At 64.2% G+C, this 13,618-nt stretch carries 11 protein-coding genes; 4 read left to right on the top strand and 7 right to left on the bottom strand.

The window, feature by feature from the left end:
- Window positions 1-67 precede the first annotated feature (67 nt).
- From ABIG06_RS06855 to ABIG06_RS06825, 7 genes are all read right to left on the bottom strand, one after another.
- Window positions 68-1,294 (bottom strand): ABC transporter substrate-binding protein, encoded by a 1,227-nt coding sequence (locus tag ABIG06_RS06855; protein ID WP_370135504.1) that lies wholly within the window; start codon window positions 1,292-1,294, stop codon window positions 68-70.
- Between the two features lie 117 nt (window positions 1,295-1,411).
- The gene (locus ABIG06_RS06850; RefSeq protein WP_124159288.1) at window positions 1,412-2,647 is read right to left on the bottom strand and encodes an ABC transporter substrate-binding protein; all 1,236 of its coding nucleotides are present in this window, start codon (window positions 2,645-2,647) and stop codon (window positions 1,412-1,414) included.
- A 38-nt stretch (window positions 2,648-2,685) separates the two neighbouring features.
- Entirely contained in the window at window positions 2,686-3,705 is a 1,020-nt protein-coding gene (locus ABIG06_RS06845) for a branched-chain amino acid ABC transporter permease (RefSeq protein ID WP_370135501.1), read from the bottom strand.
- 2 nt (window positions 3,706-3,707) lie between these two features.
- On the bottom strand, window positions 3,708-4,586 hold the full coding sequence (locus tag ABIG06_RS06840) for a branched-chain amino acid ABC transporter permease (protein WP_124159286.1): 879 nt from the start codon (window positions 4,584-4,586) through the stop codon (window positions 3,708-3,710).
- Window positions 4,587-4,599: 13 nt separating this feature from the next.
- Window positions 4,600-5,313 (bottom strand): ABC transporter ATP-binding protein, encoded by a 714-nt coding sequence (locus ABIG06_RS06835; protein ID WP_124159285.1) that lies wholly within the window; start codon window positions 5,311-5,313, stop codon window positions 4,600-4,602.
- Window positions 5,310-6,107, bottom strand: coding sequence for an ABC transporter ATP-binding protein (locus ABIG06_RS06830; RefSeq protein WP_124159284.1), 798 nt, complete (start codon window positions 6,105-6,107; stop codon window positions 5,310-5,312). Before ABIG06_RS06830 ends, ABIG06_RS06835 begins: the two co-directional genes overlap by 4 nt.
- A 66-nt stretch (window positions 6,108-6,173) precedes the next feature.
- Entirely contained in the window at window positions 6,174-7,040 is an 867-nt protein-coding gene (locus tag ABIG06_RS06825) for an IclR family transcriptional regulator (protein ID WP_199751403.1), read from the bottom strand.
- Window positions 7,041-7,170: 130 nt separating this feature from the next.
- Between ABIG06_RS06825 and ABIG06_RS06820 the strand changes: the two genes are divergently transcribed.
- The 4 genes from ABIG06_RS06820 to pimC all read left to right on the top strand — a co-directional run bounded on the left by ABIG06_RS06820 (window position 7,171) and on the right by pimC (window position 13,561).
- Window positions 7,171-9,267, top strand: coding sequence for a 3-hydroxyacyl-CoA dehydrogenase NAD-binding domain-containing protein (locus ABIG06_RS06820; RefSeq protein WP_370135498.1), 2,097 nt, complete (start codon window positions 7,171-7,173; stop codon window positions 9,265-9,267).
- 220 nt (window positions 9,268-9,487) lie between these two features.
- Window positions 9,488-11,170: a dicarboxylate--CoA ligase PimA gene (gene pimA / locus ABIG06_RS06815; protein ID WP_370135496.1), complete on the top strand. Its 1,683-nt coding sequence runs from the start codon at window positions 9,488-9,490 to the stop codon at window positions 11,168-11,170.
- Window positions 11,167-12,354 (top strand): acetyl-CoA C-acyltransferase, encoded by a 1,188-nt coding sequence (locus ABIG06_RS06810; RefSeq protein ID WP_370135493.1) that lies wholly within the window; start codon window positions 11,167-11,169, stop codon window positions 12,352-12,354. Before pimA ends, ABIG06_RS06810 begins: the two co-directional genes overlap by 4 nt.
- Before the next feature lie 16 nt (window positions 12,355-12,370).
- A complete protein-coding gene (gene pimC / locus ABIG06_RS06805; protein WP_370135491.1) occupies window positions 12,371-13,561 on the top strand; it encodes a pimeloyl-CoA dehydrogenase large subunit in 1,191 nt (396 codons plus the stop codon).
- The last annotated feature ends 57 nt before the right edge of the window (window positions 13,562-13,618 follow it).

The raw sequence follows: 13,618 nt of genomic DNA, 5'->3' as shown, positions 1-13,618 counted from the left end.
TTTGCGGCGCCAACCCACCGCTGGAGTTGCTTCTTGCAGAGGCGGCGATCTTGAATTGCACCGCCGCTCAGTGGCCCATCTCGCTGGAGATGATATTGCCGAACAGCTCCCATTTCCTGCCCTTGAACCGCATCATCTGGAGCTGCTCGATCGGGGCGTAATTGTCCGGCGCGGTATTGATCTTGATGCCGGGCAGCAGCGTATCGGGTTCGAAATCCTTCAGGCTGGTGGCCTGCTTCATGACGTTCTCGCGGGTGAGATCGTCGCCGCACATCTGCAGCACCTTCACCATGGTCTGCGCGGCGGCATAGCCGAACACGACGCCGGCATCGAGCTTGTTGGCCTTGGGGTCATACTGGGCGAGGAAACTGTAGAACTTTCTCATGCCGTCATCGGCATTCCACTGCGGATCGGAGCCGTCCTTGGTGTAGCTCGCCGACAGGATGCCTTGCGAGATCTCGAACCCCGCCGGTTCGATCACGCCGCCGACCGAGGCGGAGACGTTGGAGATGACGTGGACCGGATGCCAGTTGATCTCTGCCGCCTTCTTGATCGCCTGCGCCGTGAATTTCGGTGTGGTGATGCTGATGAAGACGTCGGCGCCGGAGGCTTTCAATTTGACGACGTGCTCGTCGACGGCCGGCTCCGAGGTGCTGTAGGCCTCTTCCAGCACGATCATCGAAGCCTTGGCGCCGAGGCCCTCCTTCAGCCCGTTCAGATAGTCCTTGCCGAAATCGTCGTTCTGGTAGAGCACGCCGATCTTTCCGTCCGGCTTCTCCTTCATGAGGTATTTGGCGTAAATGCGCGCCTCGCTCGCGTAGTTCGGCTGCCAACCCATGGTCCAGGGATATTGCTCTGGATCGTTCCATTTCGACGCGCCGCTCGCCACGAACAATTGCGGCACCTTCTTCTCGTTCATGTATTTGCGGATGGCGCTGTTGGTGGAGGTGCCGAGTGAGCCGAAGATCAGGAGCACCCCGTCGCTCTCGACCAGCTTCCGCGCCTGCTCCACCGTTTTCGGCGGCGAGTAGGCGTCATCATAGGAAATGAACTTGATCTTGCGGCCGTTGATGCCGCCCTCGGCATTGACCTTGTTGAAATAGGCCTCCTCGGTCCGGCCGATCGAGGCATAGGCGGAGGCCGGCCCGCTATAGGGCATGATGTTACCGATCTTGATCTCGGTATCGGATGCGCCGCTGTCGTATTTCTTCTGCGCCAGCGCTTCGCTGCTCATTGCAGTGCACAAGGCGAGCGCGACCCAGAGGGACGCAACCTGGAAACGAACCGCGAGCATTGTTCTCCTTCCTCGGGGTGGATGGGTCGCATTGAACAAGATTGATACCCGCCGTCAACAAAAAGCCCCCGCGGTTGCCCGCGGGGGCCATCTACGCCGGATCGTTGCGTCAGCGGGTCACTCGGAGGCGACGTCGCCGCTGATGATCTCGCCGAACAGTTCCCACTTCTCGCCCTTGAAGCGCTGCATCTGGAGCTGGGCGATCGGGGCGAAGTCGGTGGCGCTGGTGTTGATCTTGACGCCGGGCAGCAGCGTGTCCGGCGCAAAATCCTTCAACGAAGCCGCCTGCTTCATGAGGTTGGCACGGGTGAGATCGTCGCCGCACATTTCCAGCGCCTTGGCCAGGGTCGACGCGGCGCCGTAGCCATAGACCATGCTGGTATCGGACTTGTCGGCACCCGGCATGTACTTGTCGACGAACTCGTTCCACCTCTTCATGCCGGGATCATTGGCCCATTGCGGGTCGGTGGAGTCCTTGGCATAGGCTGCCGACAACACGCCCTGCGCGTTTTCGAAGCCGGCTGGCTTCATCACGCTGCCAACCGAGATCGACACGTTGGTGAGGATCTGGAGCGGCTTCCAGCTGAGCTCGGCGGTCTTCTTGATGGTCTGGGCCGCGAACTTCGGCGTGGTGTAGATCAGGAGCACGTCGGGATTGGCCGCCTTGATCTTGACGATGTGACCGTCGATCGACGGCTCGGAGACCTCGTAGCTCTCTTCCATGATGATCATGGACGAGGCCTTCGCGCCGAGACCGTCCTTGGTGCCCTTGAGGTAGTCTTTGCCGAAATCGTCGTTCTGATAGAGGATCGCGATCTTGGCGTCCGGCTTCTCCTTCATCAGCCATTTGGCGTAGATGTGCGCTTCGCTCTGGTAGGAGGGCTGCCAGCCCATCGTCCAGGGGAAGTTCTTCGGATCGTTCCACTTGGTGGCGCCGGTGGCGACGAAGAGCTGCGGGATCTTCTTGGCGTTGAGGTATTTCTGGATCGCCGTGTTCGAGGGCGTGCCGAGCGGGTTGAAGACGGCCAGCACCTCGTCGCTCTCGACCAGCTTGCGGACCTGCTCGACGGCCTTCGGCGGCGAATAGCCGTCGTCATAGGTGACGAAGTTGATCTTGCGACCGTTGATGCCGCCCTTGTCGTTGACCATTCTGAAATAGGCCTCTTCGGTCTTGCCGATGATGCCATAGGCCGAGGCCGGACCGCTATACGGCATGATGTTGCCGATCTTGATCTCGGTATCGGACGCGCCGGTGTCGTATTTCTTTTGGGCGAGTGCAGCGCCGGAGGTGAGGGTGACGGCCGCCGTTGCCGTGACCAGCGCGGCGGCTCGCAGTGTTCTTCCGAAAAGCAATTGGGTCTCCTTGGTTAGACGACAGTCCTTGAGAGTTTTCAGTTCTTCTTGAGCTTGTTGACGAGTTGCTGGCCCAAGATCGCGACCTGCCGCGCGCCATGCGGCACGAGGTAGATGACGAGGAACAACAGCACGCCGAACACCGCGCCGGAGAGCCCCTTGGAGATGCTTTCCGCCATGTTTGGCACGAAGATGATGAAGGCCGCTCCGACGAACGAGCCGGGCAGCCAGCCGACGCCGCCGACGACCATGCCGAGGAACAGCGAGATCGCGAGCGTGATGGTGTAGCTGTCGGGGGCCACGAACTGCACGGCGATGGCGCCGAGCGAGCCGGCGATACCGGTGACGGCGGCGGAGACGCCAAAGGCCAGCGTCTTGTAGCGCGCGACGTCGACGCCCATGGCCGATGCCGCAATCTCGTTGTCGCGGATCGCCATGAATGCGCGGCCCGAGCGGGAGCGCAGCAGGTTCACCGCGAAAATGTAGATCGCGATCGTCACGACGAGCGTGAAGTAATACAGCCACATGTCCTGCGACATCGGCAGGCCGAACGGTGCGTCCGGCTTGGTGACGACGAGGCCCTGCACGCCGCCGGTCCAGTGTTCCAGGAAGTTCAGCTTCAACAGCTGCGGCATCGCGGTGGCGAGCGCGAACGTCGCGAGCGCGAGGTAGACGCCCGACAGCCGCAGGGCCGGCTTGCCGAACAGGTAACCGAATCCGAAGCAGACCACCGCGGAGATAGGAATGGTCAGTGCGTAGTTGATGTTGGCATGCTCCATCAACACCGCCGAGGTATAGGCGCCGACGGCGTAGAACGCGCTCTGTCCGAGCGAGAACTGGCCGGAGCCGCCGGTCAGGATGTTCAGCGCCAGCACGGCGAGCCCGTAGATCAGGAGCATCGTCATCTGGAAGACGATGAAGTTCTTGACGAGCAGCGGCACGATCAACAGCGCAGCCAGCACCACCAGCGAGGTGCCGGTGCCCAGTGTCATGGCCCGCTTCGGAACGGCCTCGACAGCCTGGTGGCCTTCGGCAACGACTTCTTCTGCTGCGCTCATGATCAAACTCGCTTGACGATGTGCCGGCCGAACAGGCCAGCGGGTTTGACGACCAGGACGGAGATGATCAGCGCGAGCGCGATCGGAAGTTTCAGCTCGTTGCCGACGCCGGGGATGTAGGTGCCGGCGAGGTTCTCGAAGATACCCATGAGAAAGCCGCCGACGACGGCGCCGAACGGGCTGGTCAATCCGCCGAGCACGGCGGCTGCAAAACCGTAGATCAGAACGCCGCCCATCATGTTGGGCTCCAGGAACACGACCGGCGCGATCAGCATGCCGGCGATGGCGCCGATCGCCGAGGCCATGCCCCAGCCGAGCGCGATCATCCAGCTCGTGTTGATGCCGACGAGGCGGGCGGATTCAGGCACCGAGGCGGCGGCCCGCATGGCGAGGCCGATCCGCGTGTACTGGAAGAAGAAATAGAGGCCGATCAGCAGCAGCACCGTGACGCCGATCATGCCGGCCTGGTGGGTCGAGATCAGCTGGCTGCCGAGGAACGGCGAGGAGCCGAACGGGGTCGGGTACTGCTTGATGGTGAAGTCCCAGATCAGGCCGGCCGAGGAATTGATGATCGCGAACAGGGCGATGAAGCCGGCGACGTTGGTCAGCACCGGCGCCTTCGCGAGCGGCTTGAACAGGATGCGCTCGATCGCGACGCCGCCGACGAAGGCGAAGGCCAGCGTGATCACGAACGCAGCCCAATAGGGCACGCCCCACTGCATCAGCTGCCATGAGACGAAAGTGGCAAACATCGCCATCTCGCCTTGTGCGAAGTTGAGATGGTCGATGGCTTGGTAGATCATCACCACGGCCAGCGCCATGCAGGCGTAGATGGCGCCGGTGGCGATTCCAGCCAGGATCTGGTTGGTGAACAGCTCCATTGTCCCGGCTCCCTCAGTAACCCAGATAGGATTTGCGGATTTCTTCGTTGTTCGCGATGTCCTTGGCCTTGCCCGACATCACGATGCGTCCGGTCTCGATCACATAGGCCTGGTCGGCGAGTTCGAGCGCGAGCTGGGCGTTCTGCTCGACCACCAGGATCGACACCTTGTCCTCGCGGTTGATCTTGCCGAGGATGCCGAACAGGTCGCGCACCACCAGCGGCGCGAGTCCGAAGGAGGGCTCGTCCAGCAGCATCAGCCGCGGCCGCAGCATCAGGGCGCGGGCGACCGCGAGCATCTGCTGCTCGCCGCCGGACAGCGTGCCGGCCACCTGGGTGTGCCGCTGCTTCAGCACCGGGAAGTGGGCGTACATGCGCTCGATGTCGGAGACGATGCCGGCGCTGTCCTTGCGGGTGATGGCGCCGAGCTGCAGGTTCTCCTCCACCGTCATGGTGGTGAAGGTGCCGCGGCCCTGCGGCACGTGGGCGATGCCGAACCGCACGATGCTTTCGGTCGAGCGGTTGTTCAGCGGCTTGCCTTCGAACTCGATGCCGCCGGTGGAGCGCACCATGTTGCAGATCGCGCGGAGCGTGGTGGTCTTGCCGGCGCCGTTGGCCCCGAGCAGCGTCGTGAGGGAGCCCTCGTTGAGCGAGAAGGACAGGCCATGGAGCGCCTGGACCTGGCCGTAATAAGCGCGCAGGTCCTTGACGTTGAGCAGTGTCGTCATTGGTCTTTGCTCCCGAGATACGCCTTGATGACGTCGGGGTCCGCCTGCACCTGGGCAGGGGTGCCTTCCGCGAGCTTCTTGCCGAAATTCAGCGCGACGACGTGGTCGGCGATCGACATCACAAGACCCATATGGTGCTCGACCAGCAGCACGGTCATGTGGCGCTCATCGCGGATGCGGCGGATGAGATCGCCGAGCACATAGACCTCCTCATGATTGAGGCCGCCGGCCGGCTCGTCGAGCAGCAGGATCTTCGGATCGGCCGCCAGCGCGCGCGCCAGCTCGACGCGCTTCTGCGTGCCGAAGGGCAGGCCGGACACGACGGTGTGGGCGACGTCCTCGAGATCGAGATAGGCGAGGATCTCGTGCACCTTCCTGTTGACGTCAGTCTCGCTGCGCCGAACCCAGGCAAGCCTCAGGGAATCGCTGATGATGTCGCTCGAGGTCTTCGAATGCGCACCGACGCGGACGTTGTCCATCACCGACAAATTCGGGAACAGTGCCACGTTCTGGAAGGTGCGGCCGATGCCGATCTCGGCGATCCGGTGCGGCGGCCGCGAGAGGATGCTGACGCCTTCCATCAGGATGTCGCCGGACGACGGCTGGTACAGCCGCGAGAGGCAGTTGAAGAGCGTGGTCTTGCCGGCGCCGTTGGGGCCGATCAATCCCAAGATCTGACCCTTGTGCATGTCGAACGACACGCCGTTGAGCGCGATGATGCCGCCGAACACGACGCTGACGTCGCGAACTGCGAGCAGGGGCGATGTCCCCCGCGCGAGCTGTGCCTGCGTCATCTCGTCTCGCTCACGTCGTTCAGTGAGCGATGGGGCGATGCGGACCGCTCCCGATGATGACAAAGGCTATCTGAACCCCTCGGCCACACGTGCAACTTTTCCTCCTGATTTCAGCTTTTTGCTGACGTCTTTTTTTGAGTGCGGCATCAGACCCCCGAGCGCCGCTTCGATGTTCCTTACCATCGCAAGCAGACGCGGTCCAATGTCGTTGATTAAGCGCTCTTCCGTGAAGCGGAATGCCGGCGCGCCGCAATTGAATGCGTAAGGTCCGGTTCCGTCGTTGAGCTTGAGTGCGACGCCGGCGGCGCCGATGTCGTCGTGCCAGTCGCCGACGGATATCGCAAAACCGTACTTCGCCACGGTTTCGCCGGAACGCTCCAATCCGTCGCGCATCTTCGGCCAGCGGCTGCCGTAATGTTCGCGCAGGATGCGCGACACTTCAGCGCGACCCTCGTCGTCGAGCGCCCAGAAATAAGCGCGGCCCATCGCACTGGTTGCAATCGGCACGCGCGCGCCGACGTCAAGTTGAACGCCGACCGTCTCGCTACCGCGGCTCTGCCCGAAATAGATCATGCTGTGACGGTCGCGGCCGCCGACGGCGACGGCACCGCCGGTCGCGCGCATTACTTCCTCCCGGAACGGCTCCGACAAATGCCGAACGCCCAGATTGGCTAACGCCGCGTAACCGAGCGCCATCGCAGCGGGTGCGAGCTGGTACTTCTCGAAGCGGGGAACCGGCGTCAGATATCCAAGCTTGGTCAACGTGTAGGTCAGCCGCGACACGGTGGGCTTGGGCAGATTGGTGCGGGCCGCAATCTCCTGATTGCCGAGCAGGCCGTCATTGGGTTGGAACGCGCGCAATACATCCAGTCCGCGGGAAAGCGCGACGACGAAATTCCGATCGGTCGCAGTCTTCTTTCCTGTACGCTTCATCCCTGATCTGCTTCTTGCGCGGAGTCGTTGACAACGTCCGTGCTTCAAAATAACCCTGCCGTCAAGATGCGGAATTAAATTCCGCACCGCGAAATCGAACAAAAGTAAATCCCCACCAAGGAGGGACACCGTGAGCGAAGTGGTCAAGCTTGAGCGTCATGACGAAATCGGGATCGTCACGGTCAACAGTCCTCCGGTCAATGCGCTGAGTGCCGCAGTCCGCGGCGGCATTCTGGAATGCATCAAGGCCGCAATCGCCGATCCCGCCATCAAGGGCATCGTGCTGACTTGCGCCGGCCGTACCTTCATCGCCGGAGCCGACATCACCGAATTCGGCAAGCCGCCGAAGCCGCCGGCCCTCAACGACGTGCTGTCCGAGATCGAGAATTCGCCGAAGCCCGTCGTTGCCGCGATCCACGGCACCGCGCTCGGCGGCGGCCTCGAGGTTGCGCTGGCCTGTCATTTCCGCGTCGCGGTGAAAGAAGCCAAGCTCGGTCTGCCTGAGGTGAAGCTGGGCCTGCTGCCGGGCGCGGGCGGCACCCAGCGCCTGCCGCGCGCGGTCGGGCCGGAACTCGCAGTCAAGATGATCGTCGGCGGCGACCCCATCGGTGCGGCGGAAGCGCTGAAGAACGGCCTGATCGAGGAGATCGTCGAGGGCCCGGCTTCGGGCGGCGAAGCCTTCGTGCGCAAGCTGCTGGCCGAGAAGCGCCCGCTGCGCCGCTTGCGCGACGACGATTCCAAGATCGCGGCGGCCAAGGCCGACCGCTCGATCTTCACCAATGCCGTCGCCGCCATGACCAAGAAGTCACGCGGCCTGGAGGCGCCGTTCGCGGCGGCTGACGCCGTCGGCTACGCCATCGACCTTCCGTTCGACGAAGGGTTGAAGAAGGAGCGCGAGGGCTTCCTGAAGCTCGTCGCCAGCGACCAGTCCAAGGCGCAGCGCTATGCGTTCTTCGCCGAGCGCGAAGCCGCCAAGATCGCGGGTGTCCCCGAAGGCACCAAGTCGCGCCCTGTGAACCGCGTCGCCATCCTCGGCGCCGGCACCATGGGCGGCGGCATCGCGATGTCGTTCGCCAATGCCGGCATCCCAGTCACGCTGATCGAGACCGCCGAGGAGCAGCTCAAGCGCGGCATGGGCGTCATGCAGAAGAACTGGGAGGCGACGGCAGCGCGCGGCGGCATCCCGGCGGACGCGCCCGCCAAGCGTATGGCGCTGATCGACGGCAAGGTCGGCATCGAGAATGTCGGCGACGCCGATCTCGTCATCGAGGCCGTGTTCGAGACCATGGCGGTGAAGAAGGAAGTGTTCGCCAAGCTCGACCAGTACGCCAAGCCCGGCGCGGTGCTCGCCTCCAACACCTCCTACCTCAACATCGACGAGATCGCGAAGTCGACCAAGCGTCCGCAGGACGTGCTCGGCATGCACTTCTTCTCGCCGGCCAACGTCATGAAGCTGTGCGAGATCGTGCGTGCCGACAAGACCGCGCCGGACGCTCTCGTGACGGCTGTCACGATCGCGCGCAAGATTGCAAAAGTGCCGGCCGTGGTCGGCGTCTGCGACGGCTTCGTCGGCAACCGCATGCTGGCGCAGCGCGGCAAGCAGTCCGAGAAGCTGCTGTTCGAAGGCGCGCTGCCGCAGCAGGTCGATGCCGTCGTCACCAAGTTCGGCATGCCGATGGGGCCGTTCGCGATGGGCGACCTCGCCGGCCTCGACATCGGCTGGCGCTCGCGCAAGGACCGCGGCATCAAGTCGGAGATCGCGGACGCGCTGTGCGAAGCCGGCCGCTTCGGCCAGAAGACCGGCAAGGGCTACTACAAGTATGAAGCAGGCAGCCGCGCCCCGCTGCCCGACCCCGAGGTCGAGAAGCTGATCGACGAGACGCTTGCCCGCCTCGGCCGCAAGAAGCGCGTCGTCAGCGACGAGGAGATCCTCGAGCGCATGATGTATCCGATGATCAACGAGGGCGCGAAGATCCTCGAAGAGGGCATCGCGGCGCGTCCGTCCGACATCGACGTGGTCTGGCTCTATGGCTATGGCTGGCCGATCTACCGCGGCGGCCCGATGTACTGGGCCGACAGCGTCGGCCTCAAGCACATCGCCGATCGCCTGTCCTTCTATGCCAAGGAGACCAACGACCCGAGCCTCGAGCCCGCCCCGCTGCTGAAGAAGCTCGCGGCCGAAGGCAAGACGTTTGCCTCGCTCGCGGCGGCGTCGAAAGCGGCGTGATCGGATTGGTAACTGCCGCGATGTCGCGCTCCGGGCAACGCTCTCTCCGTTCCCTCCCCCCTTGTGGGGGAGGGTCAGGGAGGGGGGTGGCTCCGGGCGAGGTTCGAGTTTGTGGCTACCCCTCTCCCCAACCCTCCCCCACAAGGGGGGAGGGAGCCCGAGCGCCCGTGCCTGCCTCACATGGAATTGCTGCCCAGGCAGCGAAGAGTATCGACCGCTAATGACCCATCCCGGCGAACAGTTTTACCCCGAGGGCGTGCGTTGGGACGAGACTATCGTCCAGGGCACGCTGCCCGACCTGTTGGCGAAGGCCGCCGCCGAGTACGGCCCGCGCACCGCGTTGGAATTCCGGGACCGTCCGATCAGCTATGCCGAGCTGGCAGCTCAGGCGGACCGCGCTGCCGCGGCGTTCCTGCGTGCCGGCTGCGGCAAGAACTCTTCCGTCGCGCTGTTCCTCGGCAACACGCCTGATCATCCCGTCAATTTCTTCGGCGCGCTGAAGGCAGGTAGCCGCGTTGCGCATCTGTCCCCGCTCGACGGCGAGATCGCGCTGACGCACAAGGTCTCCGACTCCGGCTCGCGCCTGCTCGTCACCTCGAACCTCCAGGCCTTGCTGCCGACCGCGCTGAAATTTCTGGAGAAGGGGCTGATCGACCGCCTGGTCGTCTGCGAGGACGATCATTGGGGCAAGGTCGGCACGCCGCAGACGGCAATCCCCGACGATCCCCGCATCGTGACCTTCAAGACCTTCGTCGAGGGGGCGACCCCGCCGGCACAGTGGCCGAACGTGAGGGCCGACGACGTCGCGCTGCTGCAATATACCGGCGGCACCACCGGCCTGCCCAAGGGCGCGATGCTCACGCACGGCAATCTCACCGCGGCGGTGTCGATCTACGACGTTTGGGGCAAGCCGGGGCGTGCCGCGCGTGGCGCTGCCATCGAGCGCGTCATCTGCGTGCTGCCGCTGTTCCACATCTACGCGCTTACCGTCGTGCTGTTGTCCTCGCTCCGCCGCGGCAATCTGATCTCGCTGCACCAGCGCTTCGACGTCGAGGCGGTGATGCGCGACATCGAGGTCAAGCGCGCCACCTACTTTCCGGGCGTGCCGACGATGTGGATCGCGATCGCCGCGCTGCCCGATCTCGACAAGCGCGACTTTTCCTCGCTCGCCACCATCGGCTCCGGCGGCGCGCCGCTGCCGGTCGAGATCGCGGGCTTCTTCGAACGCAAGGTCGGCAAGAAGCTCAAGAGCGGCTGGGGCATGACCGAGACCTGCTCGCCCGGCACCGGCCATCCGCCCGAGGGCCCCGAGAAACCGGGCTCGATCGGCCTGACGCTGCCCGGCATCGAGCTCGACGTCGTCGCGCTCGACGATCCCCGGCGCGTGCTGCCGCCCGGCGAAGTCGGCGAGATCCGCATCAAGGGCCCGAACGTCACCAAGGGCTATTGGAACAAGCCGGAGGGCTCCACGGATGCCTTCGTCGACGGCCGCTTCCTCACCGGCGACATCGGCTACATGGATCAAGACGGTTATTTCTTCCTGGTCGACCGCAAGAAGGACATGATCATCTCCGGCGGCTTCAACGTCTATCCGCAGATGATCGAGCAGGCGATCTACACCATCCCTGGCGTGCACGAGGTGATCGTGCTCGGCATTCCCGACCAGTACCGCGGCGAGGCCGCAAAGGCCTTCATCAAGTTGAAGCCCGGCGCAAAGCCGTTCTCGCTCGACGAGCTGCGCGCGCAGCTCACTGGCAAGCTCGGCAAGCACGAACTGCCGGCCGAAGTCGAGTTCGTCGACGATCTGCCGCGCACGCCGGTCGGGAAACTGTCGCGCCACGAATTGCGCCAGCAGCAGAAACCGTCACAATCCACCAGAACCGCATCAGGAGTTCGTTCTTGACCGACGCCGTCATCGTTTCCACCGCCCGCACCCCGATCGGCAAGGCCTATCGCGGCGCGCTCAACGCCACCGAGGGTGCGACCCTTCTGGGCCATGCCATCGGCGAAGCCGTCGCGCGCGCCAAGATCGACCCGAAGGAGGTCGAGGACGTCGTGATGGGTGCAGCCCTCCAGCAGGGCGCGACCGGCGGCAACATCGCGCGCAAGGCCCTGCTCCGCGCCGGCCTGCCCGTCACCGTCGCCGGCACCACCATCGACCGGCAATGCGCCTCTGGCCTGCAGGCGATCGCGCTCGCCGCGCGTTCGGTGATCTTCGACGGCGTCGAGATCGCAGTCGGCGGCGGCGGCGAGTCGATCTCGCTGGTGCAGAACGATAAGATGAACGGCTTCCATGCCCAGGACCCCGCGCTGCTCAAGATCAAGGGCGAGGTCTACATGCCCATGATCGACACCGCCGAAGTCGTCGCCAAGCGCTACGGCATCTCGCGCGAGAAGCAGGACGAATATTCGCTGGAGAGCCAGCGCCGCACCGCCGCCGCGCAGCAGGGCGGCAGGTTCAAGGAGGAGATCGCGCCGATCACGACGCAGATGGCCGTCACCGACAAGGCGACCGGCACTGTCTCGATGAAGGAGATCACGCTGTCGCAGGACGAAGGCCCGCGCCCCGAGACCACCATCGAAGGCCTCGCCGGGCTTAAGCCCGTGCGCGGCGAGGGCTTCAGCATCACCGCCGGCAATGCCAGCCAGCTCTCCGACGGCGCCAGCGCCTCGGTCATCATGAGCGACAAGGAAGCCTCAAAGCGCGGCCTCAAGCCGCTCGGCATCTTCCGCGGCTTCGTCTCCGCCGGCTGCGAGCCGGACGAGATGGGCATCGGCCCGGTCTTCGCCGTGCCGCGCCTGCTCAAGCGCCACGGTCTCACCGTCGATGACATCGGTCTCTGGGAATTGAACGAAGCCTTCGCGGTGCAGGTGCTGTATTGCCGCGACAAGCTCGGCATCGACCCCGAGAAGATCAACGTCGACGGCGGCGCGATCGCGGTCGGCCATCCCTACGGCATGTCCGGCGCGCGCCTCACCGGCCACGCCCTGATCGAAGGCCGCCGCCGCAAAGCCAAATACGCGGTGGTCACCATGTGCGTCGGCGGCGGCATGGGCTCGGCGGGGCTGTTCGAAGTATTGCAGTAATTCACAGGAGGATCCGATGGATCTCGCATTCACGAAAGAAGAGCAGGCGTTTCGCGAGGAAGTGCGGCAGTTCTTCCGCGACAACGTGCCGCCGGAGACGCGGCGCAAGATGGTCGAGGGCCGCCACCTCTCCAAGGACGAGATGGTGACTTGGTGGCGCATCCTCAACAAGAAGGGCTGGGGCGTCAGCCATTGGCCGAAGGAATATGGCGGCACGGGCTGGACGGCCGTGCAGCACTACATCTTCAACGAGGAGCTGCAGGCTCACCCCGCGCCGCAGCCGCTCGCCTTCGGCGTCAGCATGGTCGGCCCGGTCATCTACACTTTCGGCAATGAGGAGCAGAAGAAGAGATACCTGCCGCGCATTGCCAATGTCGACGACTGGTGGTGCCAGGGTTTTTCGGAGCCCGGCTCGGGATCTGACCTTGCCTCGCTGAAGACCAAGGCAGAGCGCCGTGGCGACAAGTGGATCATCAACGGCCAGAAGACCTGGACCACGCTGGCCCAGCACGCCGACATGATCTTCTGCCTCTGCCGCACCGACAACAACGCCAAGAAGCAGATGGGCATCTCCTTCATCGTGTTCTCGATGAAGTCGAAGGGCGTCACCGTACGCCCGATCCAGACCATCGACGGCGGCCACGAGGTCAACGAAGTGTTCTTCGACGACGTCGAGGTGCCCATCGAGAACCTGATCGGCGAGGAGAACAAGGGCTGGGACTACGCAAAATTCCTGCTCGGCAACGAGCGCACCGGCATCGCCCGCGTCGGCGTCTCCAAGGAGCGCATCCGCCGCATCAAGGAGCTCGCCTCCAAGGTCGAATCCGGCGGTAAGCCGATCATCCAGGACGCGGCGTTCCGCGAGAAGCTCGCGGCCTGCGAGATCGAGCTGAAGGCGCTCGAGCTCACCCAGCTTCGCGTCGTCGCCGATGAAGGCAAGCACGGCAAGGGCAAGCCCAACCCGGCCTCCTCGGTGCTGAAGATCAAGGGCTCCGAGATCCAGCAGACCACCACCGAGCTGCTGATGGAAGTGATCGGCCCGTTCGCCGCGCCTTTCGACGAGCACGGCGACGACGGCTCCAACGAAGCCATGGACTGGACCGCCCAGATCGCGCCGAGCTACTTCAACAACCGCAAGGTCTCGATCTACGGCGGCTCCAACGAGATCCAGCGCAACATCATCGCCAAGGCGGTGCTGGGGCTGTAGACGTCATTCCGGGGCGCGCGTCAGCGCGAACCCGGAATCTCGCGCGACAATCTCTGG

Origin of the sequence: Bradyrhizobium sp. USDA 326 (assembly GCF_049739485.1) — a bacterium.
Taxonomy (GTDB): Bacteria; Pseudomonadota; Alphaproteobacteria; order Rhizobiales; family Xanthobacteraceae; genus Bradyrhizobium.
The sequence above is the reverse complement of the archived record's forward strand: the minus strand, read 5'-3'. Positions and strand labels throughout refer to the sequence as shown.

Bases quoted from the DNA above. Each gene is read 5' to 3' on its own strand.
- ABIG06_RS06845 (WP_370135501.1), bottom strand. From the start codon at position 3,705: ATGAGCGCAGCAGAAGAAGTCGTTGCCGAAGGCCACCAGGCTGTCGAG.
- ABIG06_RS06835 (WP_124159285.1), bottom strand. From the start codon at position 5,313: ATGACGACACTGCTCAACGTCAAGGACCTGCGCGCTTATTACGGCCAG.
- ABIG06_RS06830 (WP_124159284.1), bottom strand. From the start codon at position 6,107: ATGACGCAGGCACAGCTCGCGCGGGGGACATCGCCCCTGCTCGCAGTT.
- ABIG06_RS06855 (WP_370135504.1), bottom strand. From the start codon at position 1,294: ATGCTCGCGGTTCGTTTCCAGGTTGCGTCCCTCTGGGTCGCGCTCGCC.
- pimC (WP_370135491.1), top strand. From the start codon at position 12,371: ATGGATCTCGCATTCACGAAAGAAGAGCAGGCGTTTCGCGAGGAAGTG.
- ABIG06_RS06840 (WP_124159286.1), bottom strand. From the start codon at position 4,586: ATGGAGCTGTTCACCAACCAGATCCTGGCTGGAATCGCCACCGGCGCC.
- ABIG06_RS06825 (WP_199751403.1), bottom strand. From the start codon at position 7,040: ATGAAGCGTACAGGAAAGAAGACTGCGACCGATCGGAATTTCGTCGTC.
- pimA (WP_370135496.1), top strand. From the start codon at position 9,488: ATGACCCATCCCGGCGAACAGTTTTACCCCGAGGGCGTGCGTTGGGAC.